Below are 19703 nucleotides of genomic sequence, written 5' to 3' on the forward strand. Positions count from 1 at the left end.
ACGCCTTTTTGGCAGTTCGGGTTTTGGCTGACATCTAGGCAATGCGGCTACAGTTCGTGCCTTCACAGGACATTTTCAACAATTCTCCTGATAGACCAGTCAACCATGAAGCTACACCTCGGCTGTGGCAAGCGCTACATTCCAGGCTTTGTCCATATCGATGCGGTCGACTATCCGCACATCGAGCATGTCACGACGATCGACAACCTGTCGTTCATCCCGGACAACTCGGTCGATTTGATCTACAACTGCCATGTCCTGGAGCACTTCAAGCGACGCGATGTCGGCCGGGTACTGAGGGAATGGCATCGCGTACTCAAGCCGGGAGGCACGTTGCGCACTTCGGTGCCGGATTTCGCCAGTCTCTGCGAGGTCTATCGGAAGTTCGGCCGCCTGGATTTGGTGATTGGCCCGCTATTTGGCCGCCAGGACTACCTTTACAACATCCACTACAACGTATTCGATTTTCCCACGCTGACGCGGCAACTCGAAGAGGCCGGCTTCGTCAATGTTCGGCACTACGACTGGCGCGTTACCGAACACGCAGACGTCGATGACTTTTCGCAGGCCTACATTCCGCACATGGACAAGGAACATGGCACGCTCATCAGTCTAAATGTCGAATGCGATAAACCCGCCTGAATCACGGAAAATACTGCCATTGCTCATCGCCCGCGCCATTTTGTATTGGAATGCCTATGTAGCGCGCTCGCCGTTGCGCAGGTTGGGGCATGCCGCGCTCGTGGCGGCCGCTACCTCGCTGCTGTCGAAAGTCCTGGGTTTCGCCAAGGAAGTGGTGGTAGCCGCCACGTTCGGGCTATCGGGTGCACTCGACATTTATCTTGTTGCCTTTGTGCTGATCGGCATGCCGTTGAGCATTCTGCTCAACGCGGTGCAGACCGCGCTGATCGTCCATCTTTCCAGCGGCCTCGACAGGGACACGGCAGCCAGCCGCTTTTCAGCAACCTGCCTGCTTACGCTGATCATTTTGGCCGGATTGCTGCCAATTTGGCTCTGGGTACTGCCTCATGTGTTGCCCTGGCTTACTTCGGGTTTTTCCTCAGACAACCGGCAAGCCCTGCAAGCCGCGCTTTATTGGTTGATTCCCTACTATTTCCTGAATGGTTTCAATCTCCTTGGCTACGGCACCCTGCAAGCCAACGGGCGTTTTCTGGCCAATGGCCTGCTGCCTGTTGTGACTCCTGTGGCGATTATGCTGGCAGTTCTTGTCCTGGGTTCGTGGGCCGGGTGGCAGTTGCTGGCCGTAGCGTTGGGCGTCGGTACCGCCATGGAAAGTTTGCTGTTGATGGCTGCATTATCCCGGCTGGGAGTTTTTTCCTCTCAAATCCGGCCAAGCCTCAGGGGCTTGGCCCCGATCACCATGGCCAGCCTCGCGCTGTTGCCGGGAACGTTTGTGCAGGCGATCGGCCCGCTGGTTGAACAGGCCATCGCCGCAGCCATGGGTGAAGGCTCCAACGCGGCGCTGGTGTATGGCAACAAACTGCCCGCCGCCCTGCTGGGCATACTGCTCACCCCCCTCGGCATCACCACCTTGCCCTATTTTTCCGCTCAGATTGGACAGGGCAACTATGCCTATAGCCTGCATAGTCTGAATAAAATCGCTGGCTGGCTACTGGCTGGCGGTACGCTGTTGGCCTTGCCGTTGGGCATTTTTTCGTCGGAGATCGTCGCACTGTTCTATCAGCGTGGCGCATTTGACGCCGCCGCAACCAAGCGTGTGGCGCCGATACAATTTGCCTATTTCATGCAAATCCCCTTTGCTCTGGTAAGCATGCTCGGTTTCAAAACCTTAGCAGCGCTCAATCTCAACGGATTGCTCTGCCTTTACATGGCGCTGGGCGTGCTATTGCAGGCATTGTTGGCGTACGTGCTTACCATGCGCTATGGACTGCCCAGTATTGCCTGGGCAGCTGTCATCGTTTCGGCTTTGCTTGCAATCGCTTCTTACTTCACCGCATGCCGGTCACTACGCCGCCTATCCCGATGAAAAAAGTCTGCCTGTTCAATTTTCCGCCGATGGATGACTTCCACGGCTATCGCATCGAGACTTTCGATCCGTTGTCGTACTTCCCTTCTGGCTCGCGCTGGTCATGGTCTGATCTAGTCATCTGGGGATTAAATGGCTATGACAAGCGCCGTGCCCTAACTGCCGGTGCAGCTGGCGTGGACCGGCTCTATCGCGAGCGCGATCCAAACTACATGCGCATGGCGGGCGATTTCATCGATCGCTTCCGCGACTTCGACTTGATCGTGATGAGCACCTACAACTTCATCCATCCCGAGTTGCTAGTACGCGAACTCAAGAAACCCGTCAAGGTTCTCGGTTTCATTGACGATCCGCTGTCGACCTATCTGCGTGGCATTCCATATCTCTGGGCTTTTGACGGCGCCTTTTTTATTTCGCCCAGTTACATCGACAACTTGCCGTTTGACAAAGCGATCGAGCGATGGAGTAACAAGCCGGCAACCTGGTGGCCATTGGTCCCGTTTCCCTATCAGCGGCCCGATTGCGCGGATGAATCTTTCTTTCGTCATCGCGACATCGACGTCGTCTACGTGGGCAATCCGAGTGCCTCGAAAGTCGACCGGCTCATTCGCCTCAAGCGCCATTTCGGTTCGCGCCTGCAGGTCCATGGACGTTGGCCATTCAAGGGATATTTCGGTATCGTTCGAGGGCTGCTGGGCAAGCCGGTTTATCCGTATCGCGTTACCAGCCTGACCCCAGAGCAACGCACGATGCTTTATTGGCGGGCAAAGATTGGGTTGAACATGCACGTCTCGGATCAGCCTTATGAGTGCGGAAATATGCGCACCTATGAGATTCCGGCGCACGGCATGATGATGATTTGTGACAAAGGTGATGCTGATGGCCACTCCCGAATATTCGAGCCGGATCGTGAGGCTGTGTATTACGATACACTTGACGACGCCATCGAGCTGATTGAACATTATCTCGCCAATGATGACGAACGCGTACGCATTGCCAAGGCCGGCTTCGAACGCTATTGGCGAGATTACGAATGGGAAGCCAATTTGCTGACCTTCCTGCGTTGGTGCGAAACCATTAGACCGCCTGTGCGGTTTGATAGGGAGTGAGGGTATGGAACCGGCGGCATCCGATCAAGAAAAGGTCTGGGATTACTACCAGAACGGGGGAGTTGATTCGTTCGCGCAAAATCAAGGGCGCCGAGGTCCTGTTAACAAGTGTGGAAATGGAATCAGGCAGCGACTTCCTGCGGGATGACGCGATTCGTCCGGACTCCATCCCCATACTGTGTGCCGGCATAGACGCGCCGGCAACAACTCCGGCGCGTTCAATCGCCGGAAGGTGCGCTCGGTGACCTGGAGCACTTTCCAGATGCGCGCGGTGGCCGACTCCACGCGCTGGTCCCGCTTGCCCGCCGACGTCCGCAGTCGCACGGCAGCGAAGGGCGACTCGACCACGTTGGTGGTTCGCAGATGTCGCCAGTGGTCCTTCGGGAACTGATAAAACGTGATCAGCCGTTCCCAATCGTGGTGTAACCGTTCGACCGCCTTCGGAGCTAGTGTGCGGTACCGGCGGCCGAACTGGTCCCGGAGGCGTTCGCACTCCACGTGCGTCTCGGCATACGGCATGGCTTTCAGCATGGTCTTCGCCTCAGCCTGGTACTGCTTCGGGAAGGCATCCAGGACGTTGACGATCCGATGGTTCCAGCACCGTTGCTCGGCGGCCGTCGGCTGCGGCTCGGCGAGCGCCGCCCAGATGCCGAGATGGCCATCGGCGATGGTGCAGCGCCAGGGTTTGAGCCCCCGCGTCCGCAGATCCCGCAACACCGTTCCCCAGGACTCCTTCGAGTCCCGCTGGCCGCTCTCCACCGCGAGGACCACCTTGCACCCATCCGTCAGCGCCCCGATCAGGACCAGCAGCGCCGCCTTGCCCGCCTCCAGACCGGCTTTCACGTACAGCCCGTCCGCCCAGACATACACGACCTCGAGGTCGTCGAGCCGCCGCTGTTTCCAGGCCACGTATTCCTGCCGCCACTGGGCTTTCAGCCGCTGCAGCGAGGCGGGCGACAACGGCGCCCCCTCGCCCAACAGCCCCCGCAGCGCCAGCTCGAAATCCCTGCGCGCCAATCCGTGCAGATACAACTGTGGGAGCAGCTCCCCCACCTGCTTCGTGCGCCGCTTGCACAGCGGGAGGACCCGACTGACGAACCGCTCGGCCAGGCCACGCACCCGTGGCCACCGTGATCGTCCCGCAGGTCAGGGCCAGCTTCCGGGGCTGACCGTACCCATTGCTGCGCGGTACCCTTCCGGTGCGTCCACTGCGGCCCGCCGCGCCGATTTCGCCCGGCCCAGCCGCCTCGTGACCTCTTCCACTAACAGTCGCTGGACGAATTGCTGGATGTGGCCGTGCACAAAGTCCTCTAGATGGTCCCATAGATATCTTGACGCCACTCCAATCTCTGGGTTCTGCTCGTTCACGGCGGTACCTCCTTTCTTAGCCAAACCTCGGCCCGGTGGGGTTAGTTACCCGAAAGGTGGCCACCGTCCTTTTCCTATTTCCACACCTTCTGTTTATACCTCAGGGCACCTTGAGTTTCTGGCAAGGCGCTTACAGCGCAGGCATATGCGCCTTGAATATTGGTGTGGGAAATGGTGCTCTAGAAAGAATGGTGGTGAAAAACAGGGGGGCGATGTCTGGTCTCTTGATCCAAGTAAACGCGTAATAGAGCGGTTACAAAATGAACTCCGATCGAGCGAAAAGGCGCAAATTGGTTTTTGCCAGGCGATGCTCTTCCCTGAGATGGGTATTTCGACGTTGTTGTAATGTCAGAGGTGCTCGAGCACCTGGACGAAGAGGTGTTCCAGGCAGCCTTGACGGAGGTCAGAAGAGTCCTCCGTCCAGGCAGCCGATTTATCGGGACGGTCCCTGCGCGCGAGAAACTTGAGGACTCCCTCGTGATATGTTCCCACTGCGGATCCCGATTTCATAGGTGGGGCTACAAACGGAGCTTTACTGCTGAAACCTTCACAGCCGCCTTGAGGCAGTACTTTCTGGTGGATTCGGCCTACGAGCATTTCTTCATAGAGTGGAAATCGGTTGGCTGGTGGCGCAAGTTGCAAGGGGCAATTAAGAAATTTCTGTCCTGGCTAAGTATTGGAACATACGGCCTTTACAGGAACATTTATTTTTGCGCGCGAAAGCCAAGTTGATTGAGCGAATGCATTATAACGCCCCTACTTGATGTGTAGAAAAGAGTTCAAGCGTATCAGCAGATTCTTCCAGCCAGGGACTTGTGTTCTGGAAATCGGTGGCGGCAACAACTATCAAGCCAGTCTAATCCCATCGACTAGGGGGCCAGTGACAGCGTCGATGTAGTCGACGCCTTCGCCGGGATTCCGAAGCCTACTTTCTCATGCGTATTTTATGATGGCCAAGACCTTCCCTACCCAGACGGTCATTCCGATGTCGTGTTCTCGTTCAATGTTTTTGAACACCTTCCAGAGTTGAAAACAACGCTCTCTGCAGTATAGCGGGTGTGAAACCTGATAGCCGGACAATACATATTCTTCCGATGCCCGCTTAGCGAACTTGGACGAGTTCTTCGCATTACATACCTATTCCCCCGCCCCACGATTTCTTTGGACACTGAGTCGGGGCATCCTGCTCCCTCAATGAAGGAGGTGTCCATGGCGAAGTCGAAGGCGGAGCGAGGCCGCTTTTCCTCGCGCAAGAAGGTCGAGGCCGTGCTCCGGGTGCTGCGCGGCGAGGATCTCGATCTTGTGTCCCGTGAGCTCGGGCTCACGGCAGCCAAGCTCTCCGAATGGCGGGACCAGTTTCGTGCGAGTGGCCAGGCCGGGCTGAAGAGTCGGGCGGCTGATGGGCGGGACGAGGAACTGGCCCGGTTGAAGGCCTTGGTCGGAGATCTCACGATGCGGCTCGAACTCTCCCGCGAGGCGGTGAGGCGTCTGCGAGGTGGCACCCCTTTGGTCGCCGGGAGGCCGACGCGATGAGCCGCGCCACGTCGTCTTCCGTCAACCGTCCGTATGGCGTGGTCCGGGTCTGCCAGGAGTGGGGTCTGAGCCGGGCGACGTTTTATCACCAGCAGGGCCGTGCCGAACGCCCGCGGGGTGAGCCGGCCAAACGGGGACCGAAGACCGTCTACACGGATGAGATGCTCACGGCCCACATCCGCCAGGTGCTCGCGGCGTCGCCGTTTCTGGGTGAAGGGCATCGCAAAGTCTGGGCGCGACTCCGCGTGCAGGGCATTCGCACCTCCAAGCGCCGGGTGCTCCGCCTGATGCGGCAGGCGGGCCTCTTGGCCCCGAGTCGAGCCCAGCGGGTCTGGGGGCTGCAGGCCCACGACGGGACGATCACCACCGACCGGCCCCATCAGATATGGGGCACCGACGCCACCAGCATGGTGACGCTGGAGGACGGCCCCGCGACCGTCTTTGTCGCGGTGGATCATTGCACCTGGGAAGGGGGCGGCATCCATGCGGCGACGCAGGCCACCCGCTTCGAAGCCATCGAGCCGGTCCGCCAAGGGGGCCGGCGCCAGTTCGGGGCGGTGGCGGCCGGGATCGCGGCGGGATTGCAGGTCCGGCATGATCATGGCAGCCAGTATCTGAGCGACGACTTTCAGGCGTAACTGCGGTTCCTTGGGATCACGTCCAGTCCAGCCTTCGTCCGGGCTCCGGAGGGTAACGGGATCGCGGAGCGGTTCATCCGTACGCTCAAGGAACAACTGCTGTGGGTGCGGACGTTCCGCACGGTCGAGGAGCTCCGCTTGGCGCTCCAGGCTTGGCTGGCCACCTACAATGAGCAGTGGTTGGTGGAGCGCCATGGCTTTCGCTCGCCGGCGCAGGTACGCCGCGATTTCCTGGTGACTCAGGAGGCGGCATGACCACGCCGAGAGTCCATGCAATCAGGACAACCGATGGGCCATTGCCAAAACTCGACACACACAGTTGCCCCAAGAACGGCAATCGTGGAGCGACGCGACCCACGGGTCGGGTCGAATACCGCTACAACAGTGTCCAAGAAATCGGGAGCGGTACACATTACATACCTATTGTCAGGCGACTCGTCAGCATTGTTGGCGGTCGACATCCCTCAGCTGGAATCGCACCGGTAGGGTCTGACAATCAGGTTCGCTCTCGTGACGTATGGAGCGCTTCAAGTGTGTATTGTGGGAGCAGATCGCACGGGATAGCCCTCGGCCATATCGGAGCTCTGGTATTTTAGTCGACGGCGCTGGCTCAAACTATTCCAGGAAAGCGACTTCGATTTAGTCGAGGGTTGGCCGAGCGCGTTTTTTGTATCGGCTCGGGCGGGTTTCCGTCGATATCCCATAGAAAGGCGCTGGGAGTTAGTCTGTCTTCTTAGTTCGGCTACGTTTGTGTTTGTTTTGCAAAAGGCACCATGAGTCGCCATGTCCTGCTCGCCCGCAAGCTCGACCAAGGTGGTGCGGAAAGGCAGATTGTGACTCTGGTCAAGGCTCTGAGAGAAAGAGGGCGAGAAGTTCACGTGGTGCTCTTCTATGCCGGGGGAGCCTTTGACGGAGAGCTTGCCGCTGCAGGGGTACCTGTCCAGTTCGTTGGCAAGCGCGGTCGTTGGGATGTCTTCGGGTTCTTGATCCGTCTTGCGCTAATCCTGCGTCGGTTGCGACCGACAACGATCTATTCTTTTCTCGACCTGCCGAACCTCCTGACGGCATTGCTTCGCCCGGTGGTGTGGCGTTCCCGGCTAGTCTGGAGCATACGTGCTGCCGGAATGGAAATGCAGTATTACGACTGGCTTTCGAGGCTAATCTCTCGGCTGGAGGCTCTATTGAGCCAGGCTGCCGACGTGATTGTGGCGAATTCGCATGCCGGAAAAGCTTGGGCGATTAGCCGGGGCTTTCCGCAACACAGAATAGTGGTCATCGAAAACGGGATTGATACGGAGCGTTTCAGGTTCGATGCCGCCGGGCGCGAGCGTGTCCGCGACGAATGGAAAGTCAGCGCTTGTGAGACGGCGATTGGCATCGTGGCGCGGCTCGATGCTATGAAAGATCATCGCAATTTTCTCCAAGCGTGTGCGTTGCTTGAACAGCGACGGAATAATCTCCGGTTTATCTGTGTCGGTAGTGGGGATCCGGCCTACCAAACCGAATTGAATGCGCTTGCTCAAACGTTGGGCATTGCCGATCGGGTGATCTGGGCAGGTTCTCGCGCGGACATGCCGGCGGTGCTAAGCGCACTCGATATCGCTGTTTCTTCTTCTTCTTTTGGCGAAGGGTTTTCCAATGCCATCGCCGAAGCCATGGCCTGCGAACGGCCTTGCGTGGTGACCGATGTCGGGGATTCCGCGCGCATCGTCGGTGATAGGGGCGAAGTCGCGCTGCCCCGCGATGCGAATGCTTTGGCGGGAGCGATTGCAAGGATGCTGGATCGGATCGAGGAAAACGTCGATATTGGGCGCCAGGCCAGGAGTCGTATCGTTAAGGAGTTTTCCGTGGAGCGCATGGTGTCGCGTACCGAGCAGGTCTTGTTGGAGAGCCTCTGATGCGGGTGCTCTACATCATTACCGGTCTCGCGACTGGCGGTGCGGAAATCATGCTCCTCCGGCTGCTGGAGCGACTGGATCGTGGGCGCTATAAGCCGATGGTGATCTCTCTGACGACAGTCGGCGACATCGGACCGCGTATCGCGGCACTTGACATTCCGGTACAAGCGCTGGGGATGACCTCAGGGCTGTCCGGTTTGTCTGGCTTCCGCCGCCTGCTTCGGGAGGTCAAGCGGTTCGAGCCTGACATCGTGCACACCTGGCTCTATCACGCTGACCTGTTCGGCGGGCTGGCGGCAAGACTGGCCGGAATCGACGCCGTTTGCTGGAGCATTCGTAGCAGTAACCTGGACTCCGACAAGACGCATTGGACTACGCGCGCTGTCCGCCAGGTCGGCGCACTGCTGTCGCATATAATTCCGCGGCGTATCTTCCTGAACTCCGAGACCGCCAGCCGTATACACGTCTCGCTGGGATACGCGGTGGAGAAGATGAGTGTTGTGCCGAACGGCTTCGATATGACCCGCTTCCGGCCCAATAATGCTGCCCGCAGCAGGATGCGCGCAAGCCTGGGATGTGGCGATGACACATTGCTGGTAGGCATGATCAGCCGCTTTGATCCTCTGAAGAATCATTACGGTTTTGTTTCGGCAATGGCAGTGGTGCATCGGCAGATGCCGCAGGTGCATTTTCTCTTGGCGGGGAAGGGCGTCGATCGTGACAACGAGGAATTGATGCGGTGGATAGAAAAGGCGGGCTTATTGGAGAATACGCACTTGCTCGGGTCACGCGACGATGTGCCGGAACTCATGGCGGCGCTCGACGTACTGGCATGTCCTTCCCATGCGGAGGCGTTCCCGAATGTCGTTGGCGAGGCTATGGCAGTTGGTGTGCCCTGCGTGGCGACTGACGTCGGCGACTGCGCCTCTATCATAGGTGATACAGGAACCGTCGTGCCGGCCGGCGACATGGCCAGTTTTGCGGCGGGAGTGATAGGGATGCTCAAGCTTTCGCGCGAGCAAAGGGTGGCATTGGGTGAAAAGGCCCGAGCGCGCGTGGCATGTCATTTCGAGATCGGCCGCATCGTGCGTCGGTATGAAGAATTGTATGAGTTCTTGAGGGTGAATGGGCGGTGAATACCGATTGGCGAGACGCGAATCTCGATGTGCAGACTGTTCGCGGGTTCAGTGACGAGTGGTCTCGGTTTCCCCAGGACCGGCTGGATGCGGATGTGTGCGAACAGATATTTTCCGATTACTTTTCTCTGTTCGATTGGGCGGCATTGCCACCCGATGCAGTGGGGGCCGATATCGGCTGCGGTAGCGGGCGGTGGGCGAAACTCGTCGCTCCGCGAGTTGGACACCTTGTGCTGATCGACGCGAGCCCAGCGGCGCTTGCCGTCGCGAAATCGAATCTTCGTGACGTGCCGAATGTCAGTTTTCTCAACGCCTCAGTTGGCGCACTGCCTATTGATGATGCTTCTTTGGATTTTACCTACTCGCTTGGGGTGCTGCACCATGTTCCCGATACTGCGGCAGCGATTGCCGCAGTGGCGGCTAAGCTGAGGAAAGGCGCTCCATTTCTCGTCTACCTGTACTACGCGTTCGATAACCGCGGCGTAGCCTATCGTGCGCTGTGGTGGATCAGCGATGGAATTCGGCGATTAGTGTCTCGGTTGCCTCATTCACTGCGCTATATGGCCAGCCAGATAATTGCTGCGTGTGTCTATTGGCCTTTGGCCCGGATGGCGTTGATGATGGAGTGTCTAGGCACTCTTCCGAGCGGCTGGCCGCTGGCCTACTATCGGGACAAGCCGTTCTATGTGCTCAGAACAGACGCTCTAGATCGGTTCGGGACGCGCCTGGAACAGCGTTTCACCCGTGACGAGATATGCAAGATGCTTGCAGATGCTGGCTTTGGCGACATTCGCTTTTCGGATCGAGCGCCCTATTGGTGTGCGATCGGCATCAAAGGTTGACCATGTGCGGCATACTCGGCTGGCTAGGCTCCGATGAACCACGGAAGTACTGAAGTATTGCTCCGGGTAAGCGATACGCTTGTTCACCGTAGGCAGGACAATGCGGGCGATTGGGTGGATGTAGAAGCAGGAATCGCGCCTTTCCATCCTCGACCTTTCCACAGCCAGCCATCAGCCGAGGGCGTCAGCTTCGGGCCGGTATATCATCGCCTTCCACGAGGAGTTTTACAACTATGTGCAGCTGCAGAGAGCGCTGGAGCTGCAAGCGTAGGTGCCCACCTGGCTCGACCATTCGCGTACCGAAACGCTGCTTGCCACGGTTGATGCGCGTGGCATCGAGGCGGTGCTAAAGCGCTGTGTGGGCATGTTCGCCTTCGCGCTCCGGGATCGATAGCGCGGCATACTGACGCTTGCGCGCGACCGCATGGGCGAGAAGCCCCCGTACTACGGCCGGCAAGGCGATGTGTTCTTGTTCGGGTGGGAACTGAAGGCACTCAAGGCGCATCCGGCGTTCCACGGCGAAGTGGATCGCAATGCGCTGGCGCTCTACCTGCGCCAAGACCACGTGCTGGCGCCGTATTCCATCTACAACGGAATCTTCAGGCTGCCGTCCGGGGCTTTCCTTTCGCTGGCGGTAACGGATCCAGTTGGTAGTTTGCCGCTGCCGAGGTTCTATTGGCGTGTGTGTGAGGCTGCAGCGAGGCCGCTGCGCGAGGACCTGGATGATGCGATAGCGCTGGAGAAATTGGAAGCCAGCCTGAGCCGGTCGATTAGCGGCCAGATGGTGGCCGACGTGCTCTGGGCACTTTTCTTTCCGCGATGATCGATTCCTCGACCGTGGTTGCTTTGTAGCAAGCGCAGTCGAGCCAGCTGGTGAAGGCCTTCACCATCGGTTTCCACGAAAAGGGTTACAACGAGGCCGAGTGCGCCCATGCTGTGGCGGCGCATTTGGGCACCGAACATACCGAGCTCTATGTGACGTCGGATGAGGCAGTGGCGGTGATTCCGCGCCCGCTGGAACTGTATCACGAACTCTTCGCCGATTCTTCGCAGATTCTCACTTTTCTCGTTGCCCAACTCGCGGATTACCATAGGGGGTCAGGTCTTGCATTGAAACATTTTCAAGGTTTTTGTTATGGCACGGCCATTACGCATCGAACTGGCTGGCGGTCTCTACCACCCCGCCGTTTGCGGTAATGGCGAGGAAGTCCCCCGCCCCACGATTTCTTTGGACACTGAGTCGGGGCATCCTGCTCCCTCAATGAAGGAGGTGTCCATGGCGAAGTCGAAGGCGGAGCGAGGCCGCTTTTCCTCGCGCAAGAAGGTCGAGGCCGTGCTCCGGGTGCTGCGCGGCGAGGATCTCGATCTTGTGTCCCGTGAGCTCGGGCTCACGGCAGCCAAGCTCTCCGAATGGCGGGACCAGTTTCGTGCGAGTGGCCAGGCCGGGCTGAAGAGTCGGGCGGCTGATGGGCGGGACGAGGAACTGGCCCGGTTGAAGGCCTTGGTCGGAGATCTCACGATGCGGCTCGAACTCTCCCGCGAGGCGGTGAGGCGTCTGCGAGGTGGCACCCCTTTGGTCGCCGGGAGGCCGACGCGATGAGCCGCGCCACGTCGTCTTCCGTCAACCGTCCGTATGGCGTGGTCCGGGTCTGCCAGGAGTGGGGTCTGAGCCGGGCGACGTTTTATCACCAGCAGGGCCGTGCCGAACGCCCGCGGGGTGAGCCGGCCAAACGGGGACCGAAGACCGTCTACACGGATGAGATGCTCACGGCCCACATCCGCCAGGTGCTCGCGGCGTCGCCGTTTCTGGGTGAAGGGCATCGCAAAGTCTGGGCGCGACTCCGCGTGCAGGGCATTCGCACCTCCAAGCGCCGGGTGCTCCGCCTGATGCGGCAGGCGGGCCTCTTGGCCCCGAGTCGAGCCCAGCGGGTCTGGGGGCTGCAGGCCCACGACGGGACGATCACCACCGACCGGCCCCATCAGATATGGGGCACCGACGCCACCAGCATGGTGACGCTGGAGGACGGCCCCGCGACCGTCTTTGTCGCGGTGGATCATTGCACCTGGGAAGGGGGCGGCATCCATGCGGCGACGCAGGCCACCCGCTTCGAAGCCATCGAGCCGGTCCGCCAAGGGGGCCGGCGCCAGTTCGGGGCGGTGGCGGCCGGGATCGCGGCGGGATTGCAGGTCCGGCATGATCATGGCAGCCAGTATCTGAGCGACGACTTTCAGGCGTAACTGCGGTTCCTTGGGATCACGTCCAGTCCAGCCTTCGTCCGGGCTCCGGAGGGTAACGGGATCGCGGAGCGGTTCATCCGTACGCTCAAGGAACAACTGCTGTGGGTGCGGACGTTCCGCACGGTCGAGGAGCTCCGCTTGGCGCTCCAGGCTTGGCTGGCCACCTACAATGAGCAGTGGTTGGTGGAGCGCCATGGCTTTCGCTCGCCGGCGCAGGTACGCCGCGATTTCCTGGTGACTCAGGAGGCGGCATGACCACGCCGAGAGTCCATGCAATCAGGACAACCGATGGGCCATTGCCAAAACTCGACACACACAGTTGCCCCAAGAACGGCAATCGTGGAGCGACGCGACCCACGGGTCGGGTCGAATACCGCTACAACAGTGTCCAAGAAATCGGGAGCGGTACATCGGCCATTCGCCCGCTGATTAAGACGCTGGAAGAGGATGCAACGTCGCCATAAGCCCAGCATGTCGCACAATAGACAGGTATCAGGCACATAGGCGAAGCCTGCCGGAAAGACTTCTCGTGCCTCGTCGGATTGCCTTAAACCTCGTTGCGCTGTGTATTGGGATCTTCGTTGCCCTGGCCACTGCCGAGGTGCTGACTAGGATCCTTCATCCGCTCTCCACGGTCGAATATTTCATGGATCCTGAGGTCGGCCCAATCCTGGCGCCTCATCAACACAGCCGCTGGGTGAACGAGGACTATGATGTTGCCATTCTTACCAACAGCGCTGGATTTCATGATGTGGAGCATGCGATTACCAAGTCTCCCTGGGTCTATCGGATCCTGGTTCTTGGGGATTCGTATATCGAGGGCCTGCAAGTTCCCATTGATCAGAATTTCACGCGGCAACTCGAGCGAATGGTGAGAGGCTGGCTGACAGAAAAACAGGTGGAAGTGATTAACCTGGGCGTCTCCGGCTCGGGACCAGCGCAGTACTACCGTATTCTGGAGAAAAAGGGACTTCTCTACAGGCCGGACCTTGTTCTTATGGCGGTGCTTCCTGACAATGACTTTCGCGATAGCTATCGGAGTCTGAGCGGGGCAGTGTTCAAACCATACTACGCTCTACGGACGGATGAAAGTTTGGAATATATCGCACCACAGGTTTCGGGGCTCGGCGCCGGCCTGAGGCCATTCCTGCGGCGGAGCGCTTTTCTCCATTTGGTTCGTCAGGCTACCGTGTCCATGCCTGTAGAGGGTTGGTTGGCTGGCATGGGACTCCTTGCGCCGGCCGGTGCGATACAACAGGGATCCGCCCGAATCTCGATCCCAGAGGATTGGTACGTCTATGTCGCAGATCCACCTGAGCCATGGCCCGAGGCGTATCAGATGACACTCAGAATGATCAGAGAATCGAAAGAATTAGCAGAGCGGCACGGTGCGAAGTTCCTGGTGATGCTTATCGCGTCAACAGCCATGGTTGAACAACGATGGGAAGAGATGTTACGGAAATATCCAGCCGCCCAGTCCATCACCTGGGACTTCGCAAAACCCTTTCAGGAGATTGACAAGCTAGGGAAGGAATCTGGGTTTGTGGTGATCAACCTGCTTCAGCCGTTCAGGCAAGATTTTCTGGAGACCGGGCAGTCGCATTCATGGCCGCACGACGGCCACTGGAATGAGAGAGGGCATCGGCTCGCTGCAGAAGTCGTGAACGCCCATCTCCATCAACATCGTGTTCTGTACCGGTTGAACTGATGTAGCAGCCACAAGTGGGGAGGGGCATCGTCTAGGTGCACCGTGCGTTTTCCGTTATGCTGGGGGCACTCGGCGTTTTGGTGCTTTACCTCTTGGCCGCGAGATCCCGCACGCGAACGCCGCCGGGGATCTGGAGAGGGCAAGACGCTGGCGGATTTAATCCAGCGGGAAGTCCCTCCTTGTAAAAGGAGGGGAATCTGTACTGAGAGATCAAAATAGATTCGGTTTGTTCCTCTCGTCGCAGTCTACCTGTCATGTACCATGGCCGTTGACCATAGTCAGTTTTCAGGTTGGATGTGAAGCTTGCCCCTAACCCAGTTGTGATCCGCCATGTGCGGTATCGTCGGATTGCTCCAGCCCTACCTGCTCAGCCGTGAGGCTGAGCCCGTGCTCCGTGCGATGATGGACCGGCTTCACCATCGGGGAACGGACGACAGTCCTATCGTGCTAAGAAAAAGAAGCGACCGGATGCCCGGTTACTCAGGCCAGGGACGGTTTGGCCCGATTCAGTTCGGCAGAGTGGAGACCTGCCCGCATCGTATCAGGCGTTCGTCCGCAGTGACGAGGGTGAGCTCATAGACCATGGCTGTCGCTGCAAGAAAGCGATCAACAAAATCCTGATTGGGGAGGTTAACGGAATGGCTCTGGAAGGAAACCTCAGGGGTCAGCGGCGCTTCTTTGAACGGAATTGTAACGGAATTGTCCTGAATACCTGGCGGAGCCACGTCGTTGAATCTGGCGTAAGGTGGACGCGTCCTTTCTCGGCAAGCATTATCACTTCCCAGTTGCTAAGCGGCGCAATCCACAGCTCGTTGGCGGGTTGTCCAGTTCTGTGGCCACACGCTTGTTGAGTCGGTCCGGCTCCAGAGGAAAATGTAAGTGTCCAGGAGGAGCCTCATGATTGAAAAATTTCCCACTCCTGGGCTTCGATCGCGAGAGATTGGTTGACACGTGGGCTTGATTCTGGCAAGTGTGGCCAAGCAGGTCGTGCTTTAAGCTGAGAGATTGTAATGGTTTCTGCTTGCTCAGGTCGATAAAGCTCGCTGCTCTATTTACCGTGATCGTTGACCCTAGTCAATTCACCGATTAGGTCAACTCGTGTCTGCCAATGTGTGGGGTTGCCGGCGTTTTCGGATACCAAGCACCTGACCTCGCCCGGATGGTTGAGGCGATGGCGGCGTCTATTCGCTACCGCGGGCCAGACGACCGCGGCGTATGGTGCGAGCCAGCTGTAGGGCTCGGTCTCGGCCATGCTCGTCTGTCGATTCTAGATCTCTCACCTGAGGGCCATCAGCCGATGGTCTCCGCCAGCGGCCGCTACGTCATCTCGTACAACGGCGAGGTCTACAACTTTCTCGAGCTTCGTCGCGAATTGGAGAATCATGGCGCCAAGTTCCGCGGCCATTCAGACACCGAAGTCATGCTGGCGGCGATCGAACAATGGGGGGTGGAATCCGCCGTTACCCGCTTTGTTGGGATGTTCGCGTTCGCGCTGTGGGATCGCACCGACCAGGTGCTCTCTCTGGTGCGTGACCGGCTGGGGATCAAACCGCTCTATTTCGGCTGGGCCGGCCGATGCTTCGTGTTCGCCTCGGAAGTCAAGGCGCTCCGATGTCACCCAGCCTTTCGTGCCGACATCGACCGGGACGCGTTGGTGCTTTATCTCCGGCACGGGTATATTCCCGCTCCGCGCTCGATCTATCACAATCTGTACAAGTTGCCGCCCGGCTGCATTCTGACCGTCACGCCCGAACGGGCGACGCGAGCCGAGGGGTTCTCTCCTGATCCCGAATCGCCGGACGGCTGGAAACCGGTGCGATACTGGTCGGCCAGGATAGTCGCCGAACAGGGGTGCGCGTCGCCGTTTCGAGGAGCCGAGTCGGAGGCCGAGCAGGAATTGGACGCGCTGTTGCGTCAAGCCGTGCGCCTCCGCATGATCGCGGATGTACCGCTCGGCGCGTTTCTCTCCGGCGGGATCGACAGTTCCACCGTCGTTGCGCTCATGCAGGCGCAAAGCACGAGACCTGTGAAGACCTTTTCGATCGGCTTTTATGAAGACGAATACAACGAGGCGCAACATGCCAAGCGGGTCGCGCAGCACCTGGGGACGGACCACACGGAACTGTATGTGACCCCGCGACAGGCGATGGCGGTGATTCCGCGCCTGCCCGCGATCTATGATGAGCCGTTCGCCGATTCGTCGCAGATTCCCACGTTTCTGGTATCTGAATTGGCTCGCCGCCATGTGACAGTGAGCCTGTCCGGAGACGGGGGCGACGAACTGTTCGCCGGCTACAACCGGTATTTTGTCGGGCGCAGCCTGTGGCGAAAAATCGGCTGGATGCCGGTTGCTCTTCGACACGCGCTCGCTCGCGGATTGACGCTCCTGTCGCCCGCCAGGCTCAACACCGCGCTACGGCACCTGGGTTCCCTGGCGCCGAGTTTCCAGAATCCCGGAGACAAGTTGCACAAGCTGGCGGCAGTTCTGGCGATGGAGAGTCCGGAACGGATGTATCTCAGCTTGGTCTCCCTGTGGCAGGATCCGTCATCCGTGGTGATCGGCGCGGCGGAGCCGCTCACTGCAATTACGGATCGCTCCCGGTGGGCCGATCTGGAGGACTTTACGTTGCGGATGATGTATCTGGATTTGGTCACCTATCTGCCGGACGACCTTCTAGTGAAGGTGGACCGAGCGAGCATGGCGGTCAGTCTCGAAGCACGCGTGCCGCTGCTGGACCATCGGGTGGTGGAATTCGTATGGGGGCTTCCGCTGTCGTTGAAGATCCGACGCGAAGGGGAGGGGAAGTGGATTCTTCGGCAGATCCTCGACCGCTATGTCCCCAGAGCCTTGATCGAGCGGCCCAAGATGGGATTCGGCGTGCCGATCGACCATTGGCTGCGCGGGCCGCTGCGGGACTGGGCGGAGTCGCTATTGGATGAAGGCTGTTTGCGGCAAGACGGATTTTTCAATCTGCAACCGATCCGAGAAAAGTGGGCCGAGCATCTGTGCGGAAAACGGAACTGGCAGTATCCGCTGTGGACGATCTTGATGTTCCAGGCGTGGCTCAGGTCGGAATGAACGCACGGCCGCGCCTCCTGTTTCTCATCACTGAAGACTGGTATTTCTGGTCGCATCGCCTGGATTTGGCCAGGGCGGCGCGGGACGCCGGGTTCGATGTGGGGATCGCCACTCGAGTAGCCGACCACGGCGCACTCATCAGACAAGAGGGATTCCGGCTCTATCCCCTTCGCCTCGCGCGCCGGAGCCGCCATCCACTGGCGGACCTCGCGGCGATCTGGGAACTCATCCGCTTGTACAGGAAGGAGCGGCCGCAGCTTGTGCACCAGGTCGCGATGAAACCCATTCTCTACGGATCGCTGGCGGCGTGGCTCGCCGGGGTGCCTGTCGTCGTCAACGCCTTCGCCGGACTCGGCTATGCTTTTACGGATCGGGGAGACACCCGAGCCATGCTCCGTTTGGCGCTGTTGAAGGCGTTGAAGATCGCCATCAGATTAAGCCGGTCCGTGGCCGTCTTTCAAAATGGCGAAGATCGCGATTACCTGGTCGCTCAGGGAGTCGTCCAACCACAACAGGCGCGGATCATCGCCGGCTCGGGCATAGATACCGAGCGATTTGTTCCCGGCGCGCCGGAGCCCGGTGCGCCGATCGTTTTGCTGGCCTCCCGCATGCTGTGGGACAAGGGGGTGGCGGATTTTGTTCAGGCCGCAAGGTTGGTGAGACACAAGGGCGTCCGGGCGCGTTTCGTGTTGGTGGGCCGATGTGATCCGCATAATCCGGCGGCGATCCCTCCGAGTCGCCTATGGGAGTGGGCAGATGCGGGCGACATCGAATGGTGGGGCCACCGCGAGGACATGCCAGCCGTGCTGGCTGCCGCCACGCTGGTTGTGTTGCCGTCGTTCCGTGAAGGGCTACCCAAGGTGCTGCTTGAAGCGGCAGCGTGCGGCAAGCCGGTGATTGCGACGGATGTGCCGGGGTGCCGTGCGGCCGTCCGCCATCGGTCGAACGGACTCCTCGTCCCGCCGCGAGACCCCGACGCGTTGGCGGATGCCATTGTGTTGCTGCTCGCCGATGCGGATCGCTGCGCGGCAATGGGCCGAACCGGCCGCGACATGGTGGTGCGCGAGTATTCTGTGTCGAAGATCGCCGGAGCCATGCTCGCGCTGTATCGCGAACTGCTCGATCTTCGGGGAGATGGAAGGCAGGCGCCGGCGTGGGTATGATGCGGGTTCTGGTCACCGGCGCCGGGGGTTTTCTGGGCAAAGCCCTTGTTAACGCGCTGTTGCGCGAAGGCTACACCGTTCGTGCCTTGTATCACCGTGCCGGGTTGTCGCAGGGCGACAGCCGGTGCGAGGTGGTCACCGGCGATGTGCGCGACCGGGCGGCCATGAAGGCCGCGGTGACGGCATGCCAGGCGGTCGTTCATTTGGCCGGCAAGGTCCATGCGTTGGACGAACTGTCCGCCGACGAGCAGGAGTATCATTCGATCAATGTCGAAGGAACACGGCATCTGCTGGAAGGTGCCGCTGCGGCGGGCATCCGGCGGTTCATCTTCGCCAGCACTGTGAAGGTCTTCGGAGAAACCAGCGACGGCTGTGTTGATGAATCATGGCCTCCGGCGCCGGTCACCGCCTATGCTAGGTCGAAATGGGCTGCCGAACAACTCGTAGATGATCTTGCTCGGTCCGGCAGGTTCCGCGGCGTCTCGCTACGGCTGCCAATGGTGTACGGCCCAACGGACAAGGGGAACCTGTTCCGGATGATCGCGGCGATCGATCGAGGCCGGTTTCCGCCGCTGCCCCCGATCGCCGGCGTGCGCAGTATGCTCCATGTGAACAATTTCACGCAGGCCGTGCTCCGGACTCTTCAAGCTGAAAGCCCGTTCAAGCCCTGCTACGTTGTGACCGATGCGGAACCGTACAGTGTGACCACCATCTATGAACTCCTTTGCGCCGGCTTGGGGAAGCCGATTCCCGCGTGGCGCGTGCCACTGTGGCTGCTGAAGGTGGCGGGAGGCGCCGGGGATGTGGTGCGCGCGTTGACGAAGCGACCGGGACCGTTGACGGGTGCCGCTGTTCAGAAGCTCATCGAGCCGGCCTGGTATTGCTCGGACGCCATCGCCCGCGATTTGGGGTATCGGCCGGACTTTTCCTTCGCAGACACGGTACCGGAATTGGTCGCTTTCTATCGCCACGCCAAGCAATGA

General features: G+C 59.5%; 11 protein-coding genes and 6 pseudogenes. 16 read left to right on the forward strand and 1 reads right to left on the reverse strand.

The window, feature by feature from the left end:
* The first annotated feature begins 90 nt into the window (after positions 1 to 90).
* The 3 genes from ACWHTU_RS07440 to ACWHTU_RS07450 are packed head-to-tail and all read left to right on the forward strand — an operon-like array spanning position 91 to position 3117.
* On the forward strand, positions 91 to 642 hold the full coding sequence (locus tag ACWHTU_RS07440) for a class I SAM-dependent methyltransferase (protein ID WP_447863327.1): 552 nt from the start codon (positions 91 to 93) through the stop codon (positions 640 to 642).
* A gap of 19 nt (positions 643 to 661) precedes the next feature.
* The gene (murJ, locus tag ACWHTU_RS07445; RefSeq protein ID WP_447862860.1) at positions 662 to 2008 is read left to right on the forward strand and encodes a murein biosynthesis integral membrane protein MurJ; all 1347 of its coding nucleotides are present in this window, start codon (positions 662 to 664) and stop codon (positions 2006 to 2008) included.
* Positions 2005 to 3117, forward strand: a complete 1113-nt coding sequence (locus ACWHTU_RS07450) for a glycosyltransferase family protein (RefSeq protein ID WP_447862861.1) — start codon at positions 2005 to 2007, stop codon at positions 3115 to 3117. Before murJ ends, ACWHTU_RS07450 begins: the two co-directional genes overlap by 4 nt.
* A 122-nt stretch (positions 3118 to 3239) precedes the next feature.
* Here the strand turns inward: ACWHTU_RS07450 and ACWHTU_RS07455 are convergent.
* Positions 3240 to 4485 (reverse strand): annotated as a pseudogene (locus ACWHTU_RS07455) (IS256 family transposase).
* A 333-nt stretch (positions 4486 to 4818) separates the two neighbouring features.
* On the opposite strand from ACWHTU_RS07455, the pseudogene ACWHTU_RS07460 reads away from it, so the two are divergent.
* From ACWHTU_RS07460 to ACWHTU_RS07520, 13 genes and pseudogenes are all read left to right on the forward strand, one after another.
* A pseudogene (locus ACWHTU_RS07460) lies at positions 4819 to 5217 on the forward strand (class I SAM-dependent methyltransferase); the annotation flags it as partial.
* Between the two features lie 183 nt (positions 5218 to 5400).
* A complete protein-coding gene (locus ACWHTU_RS07465) occupies positions 5401 to 5538 on the forward strand; it encodes a methyltransferase domain-containing protein (RefSeq protein WP_447863328.1) in 138 nt (45 codons plus the stop codon).
* 141 nt (positions 5539 to 5679) lie between these two features.
* Positions 5680 to 6911, forward strand: a pseudogene (locus tag ACWHTU_RS07470) (IS3 family transposase).
* A 518-nt stretch (positions 6912 to 7429) separates the two neighbouring features.
* A complete protein-coding gene (locus ACWHTU_RS07475; RefSeq protein WP_447862863.1) occupies positions 7430 to 8554 on the forward strand; it encodes a glycosyltransferase in 1125 nt (374 codons plus the stop codon).
* Entirely contained in the window at positions 8554 to 9690 is a 1137-nt protein-coding gene (locus ACWHTU_RS07480) for a glycosyltransferase (RefSeq protein ID WP_447862865.1), read from the forward strand. The genes ACWHTU_RS07475 and ACWHTU_RS07480 overlap by 1 nt, the downstream gene beginning before the upstream one ends.
* Positions 9687 to 10532 carry a class I SAM-dependent methyltransferase gene (locus ACWHTU_RS07485; RefSeq protein ID WP_447862867.1) on the forward strand — a complete coding sequence of 282 codons (846 nt, stop codon included), beginning with the start codon at positions 9687 to 9689 and terminating at the stop codon, positions 10530 to 10532. The genes ACWHTU_RS07480 and ACWHTU_RS07485 overlap by 4 nt, the downstream gene beginning before the upstream one ends.
* A 145-nt stretch (positions 10533 to 10677) precedes the next feature.
* Positions 10678 to 11355 (forward strand): annotated as a pseudogene (locus ACWHTU_RS07490) (hypothetical protein).
* A 44-nt stretch (positions 11356 to 11399) separates the two neighbouring features.
* Positions 11400 to 11729: pseudogene (locus tag ACWHTU_RS07495) on the forward strand (asparagine synthase-related protein); the annotation flags it as partial.
* 64 nt (positions 11730 to 11793) lie between these two features.
* A pseudogene (locus tag ACWHTU_RS07500) lies at positions 11794 to 13025 on the forward strand (IS3 family transposase).
* A gap of 442 nt (positions 13026 to 13467) precedes the next feature.
* A complete protein-coding gene (locus ACWHTU_RS07505; protein ID WP_447862868.1) occupies positions 13468 to 14478 on the forward strand; it encodes a hypothetical protein in 1011 nt (336 codons plus the stop codon).
* A 1108-nt stretch (positions 14479 to 15586) separates the two neighbouring features.
* Entirely contained in the window at positions 15587 to 17557 is a 1971-nt protein-coding gene (gene asnB / locus ACWHTU_RS07510; protein WP_447862870.1) for an asparagine synthase (glutamine-hydrolyzing), read from the forward strand.
* On the forward strand, positions 17554 to 18720 hold the full coding sequence (locus ACWHTU_RS07515) for a glycosyltransferase family 4 protein (protein WP_447862872.1): 1167 nt from the start codon (positions 17554 to 17556) through the stop codon (positions 18718 to 18720). Before asnB ends, ACWHTU_RS07515 begins: the two co-directional genes overlap by 4 nt.
* Positions 18717 to 19703, forward strand: coding sequence for an NAD-dependent epimerase/dehydratase family protein (locus ACWHTU_RS07520; protein ID WP_447862873.1), 987 nt, complete (start codon positions 18717 to 18719; stop codon positions 19701 to 19703). The genes ACWHTU_RS07515 and ACWHTU_RS07520 overlap by 4 nt, the downstream gene beginning before the upstream one ends.

The organism is Nitrospira calida, from assembly GCF_976986435.1.

What these genes read in the sequence shown, in the direction of transcription:
- ACWHTU_RS07480 (WP_447862865.1), top strand. Translation starts at nt 8,554, where the DNA reads ATGCGGGTGCTCTACATCATTACCGGTCTCGCGACTGGCGGTGCGGAA.
- ACWHTU_RS07475 (WP_447862863.1), top strand. Translation starts at nt 7,430, where the DNA reads ATGAGTCGCCATGTCCTGCTCGCCCGCAAGCTCGACCAAGGTGGTGCG.
- asnB (WP_447862870.1), top strand. Translation starts at nt 15,587, where the DNA reads ATGTGTGGGGTTGCCGGCGTTTTCGGATACCAAGCACCTGACCTCGCC.
- ACWHTU_RS07450 (WP_447862861.1), top strand. Translation starts at nt 2,005, where the DNA reads ATGAAAAAAGTCTGCCTGTTCAATTTTCCGCCGATGGATGACTTCCAC.
- ACWHTU_RS07515 (WP_447862872.1), top strand. Translation starts at nt 17,554, where the DNA reads ATGAACGCACGGCCGCGCCTCCTGTTTCTCATCACTGAAGACTGGTAT.
- ACWHTU_RS07520 (WP_447862873.1), top strand. Translation starts at nt 18,717, where the DNA reads ATGATGCGGGTTCTGGTCACCGGCGCCGGGGGTTTTCTGGGCAAAGCC.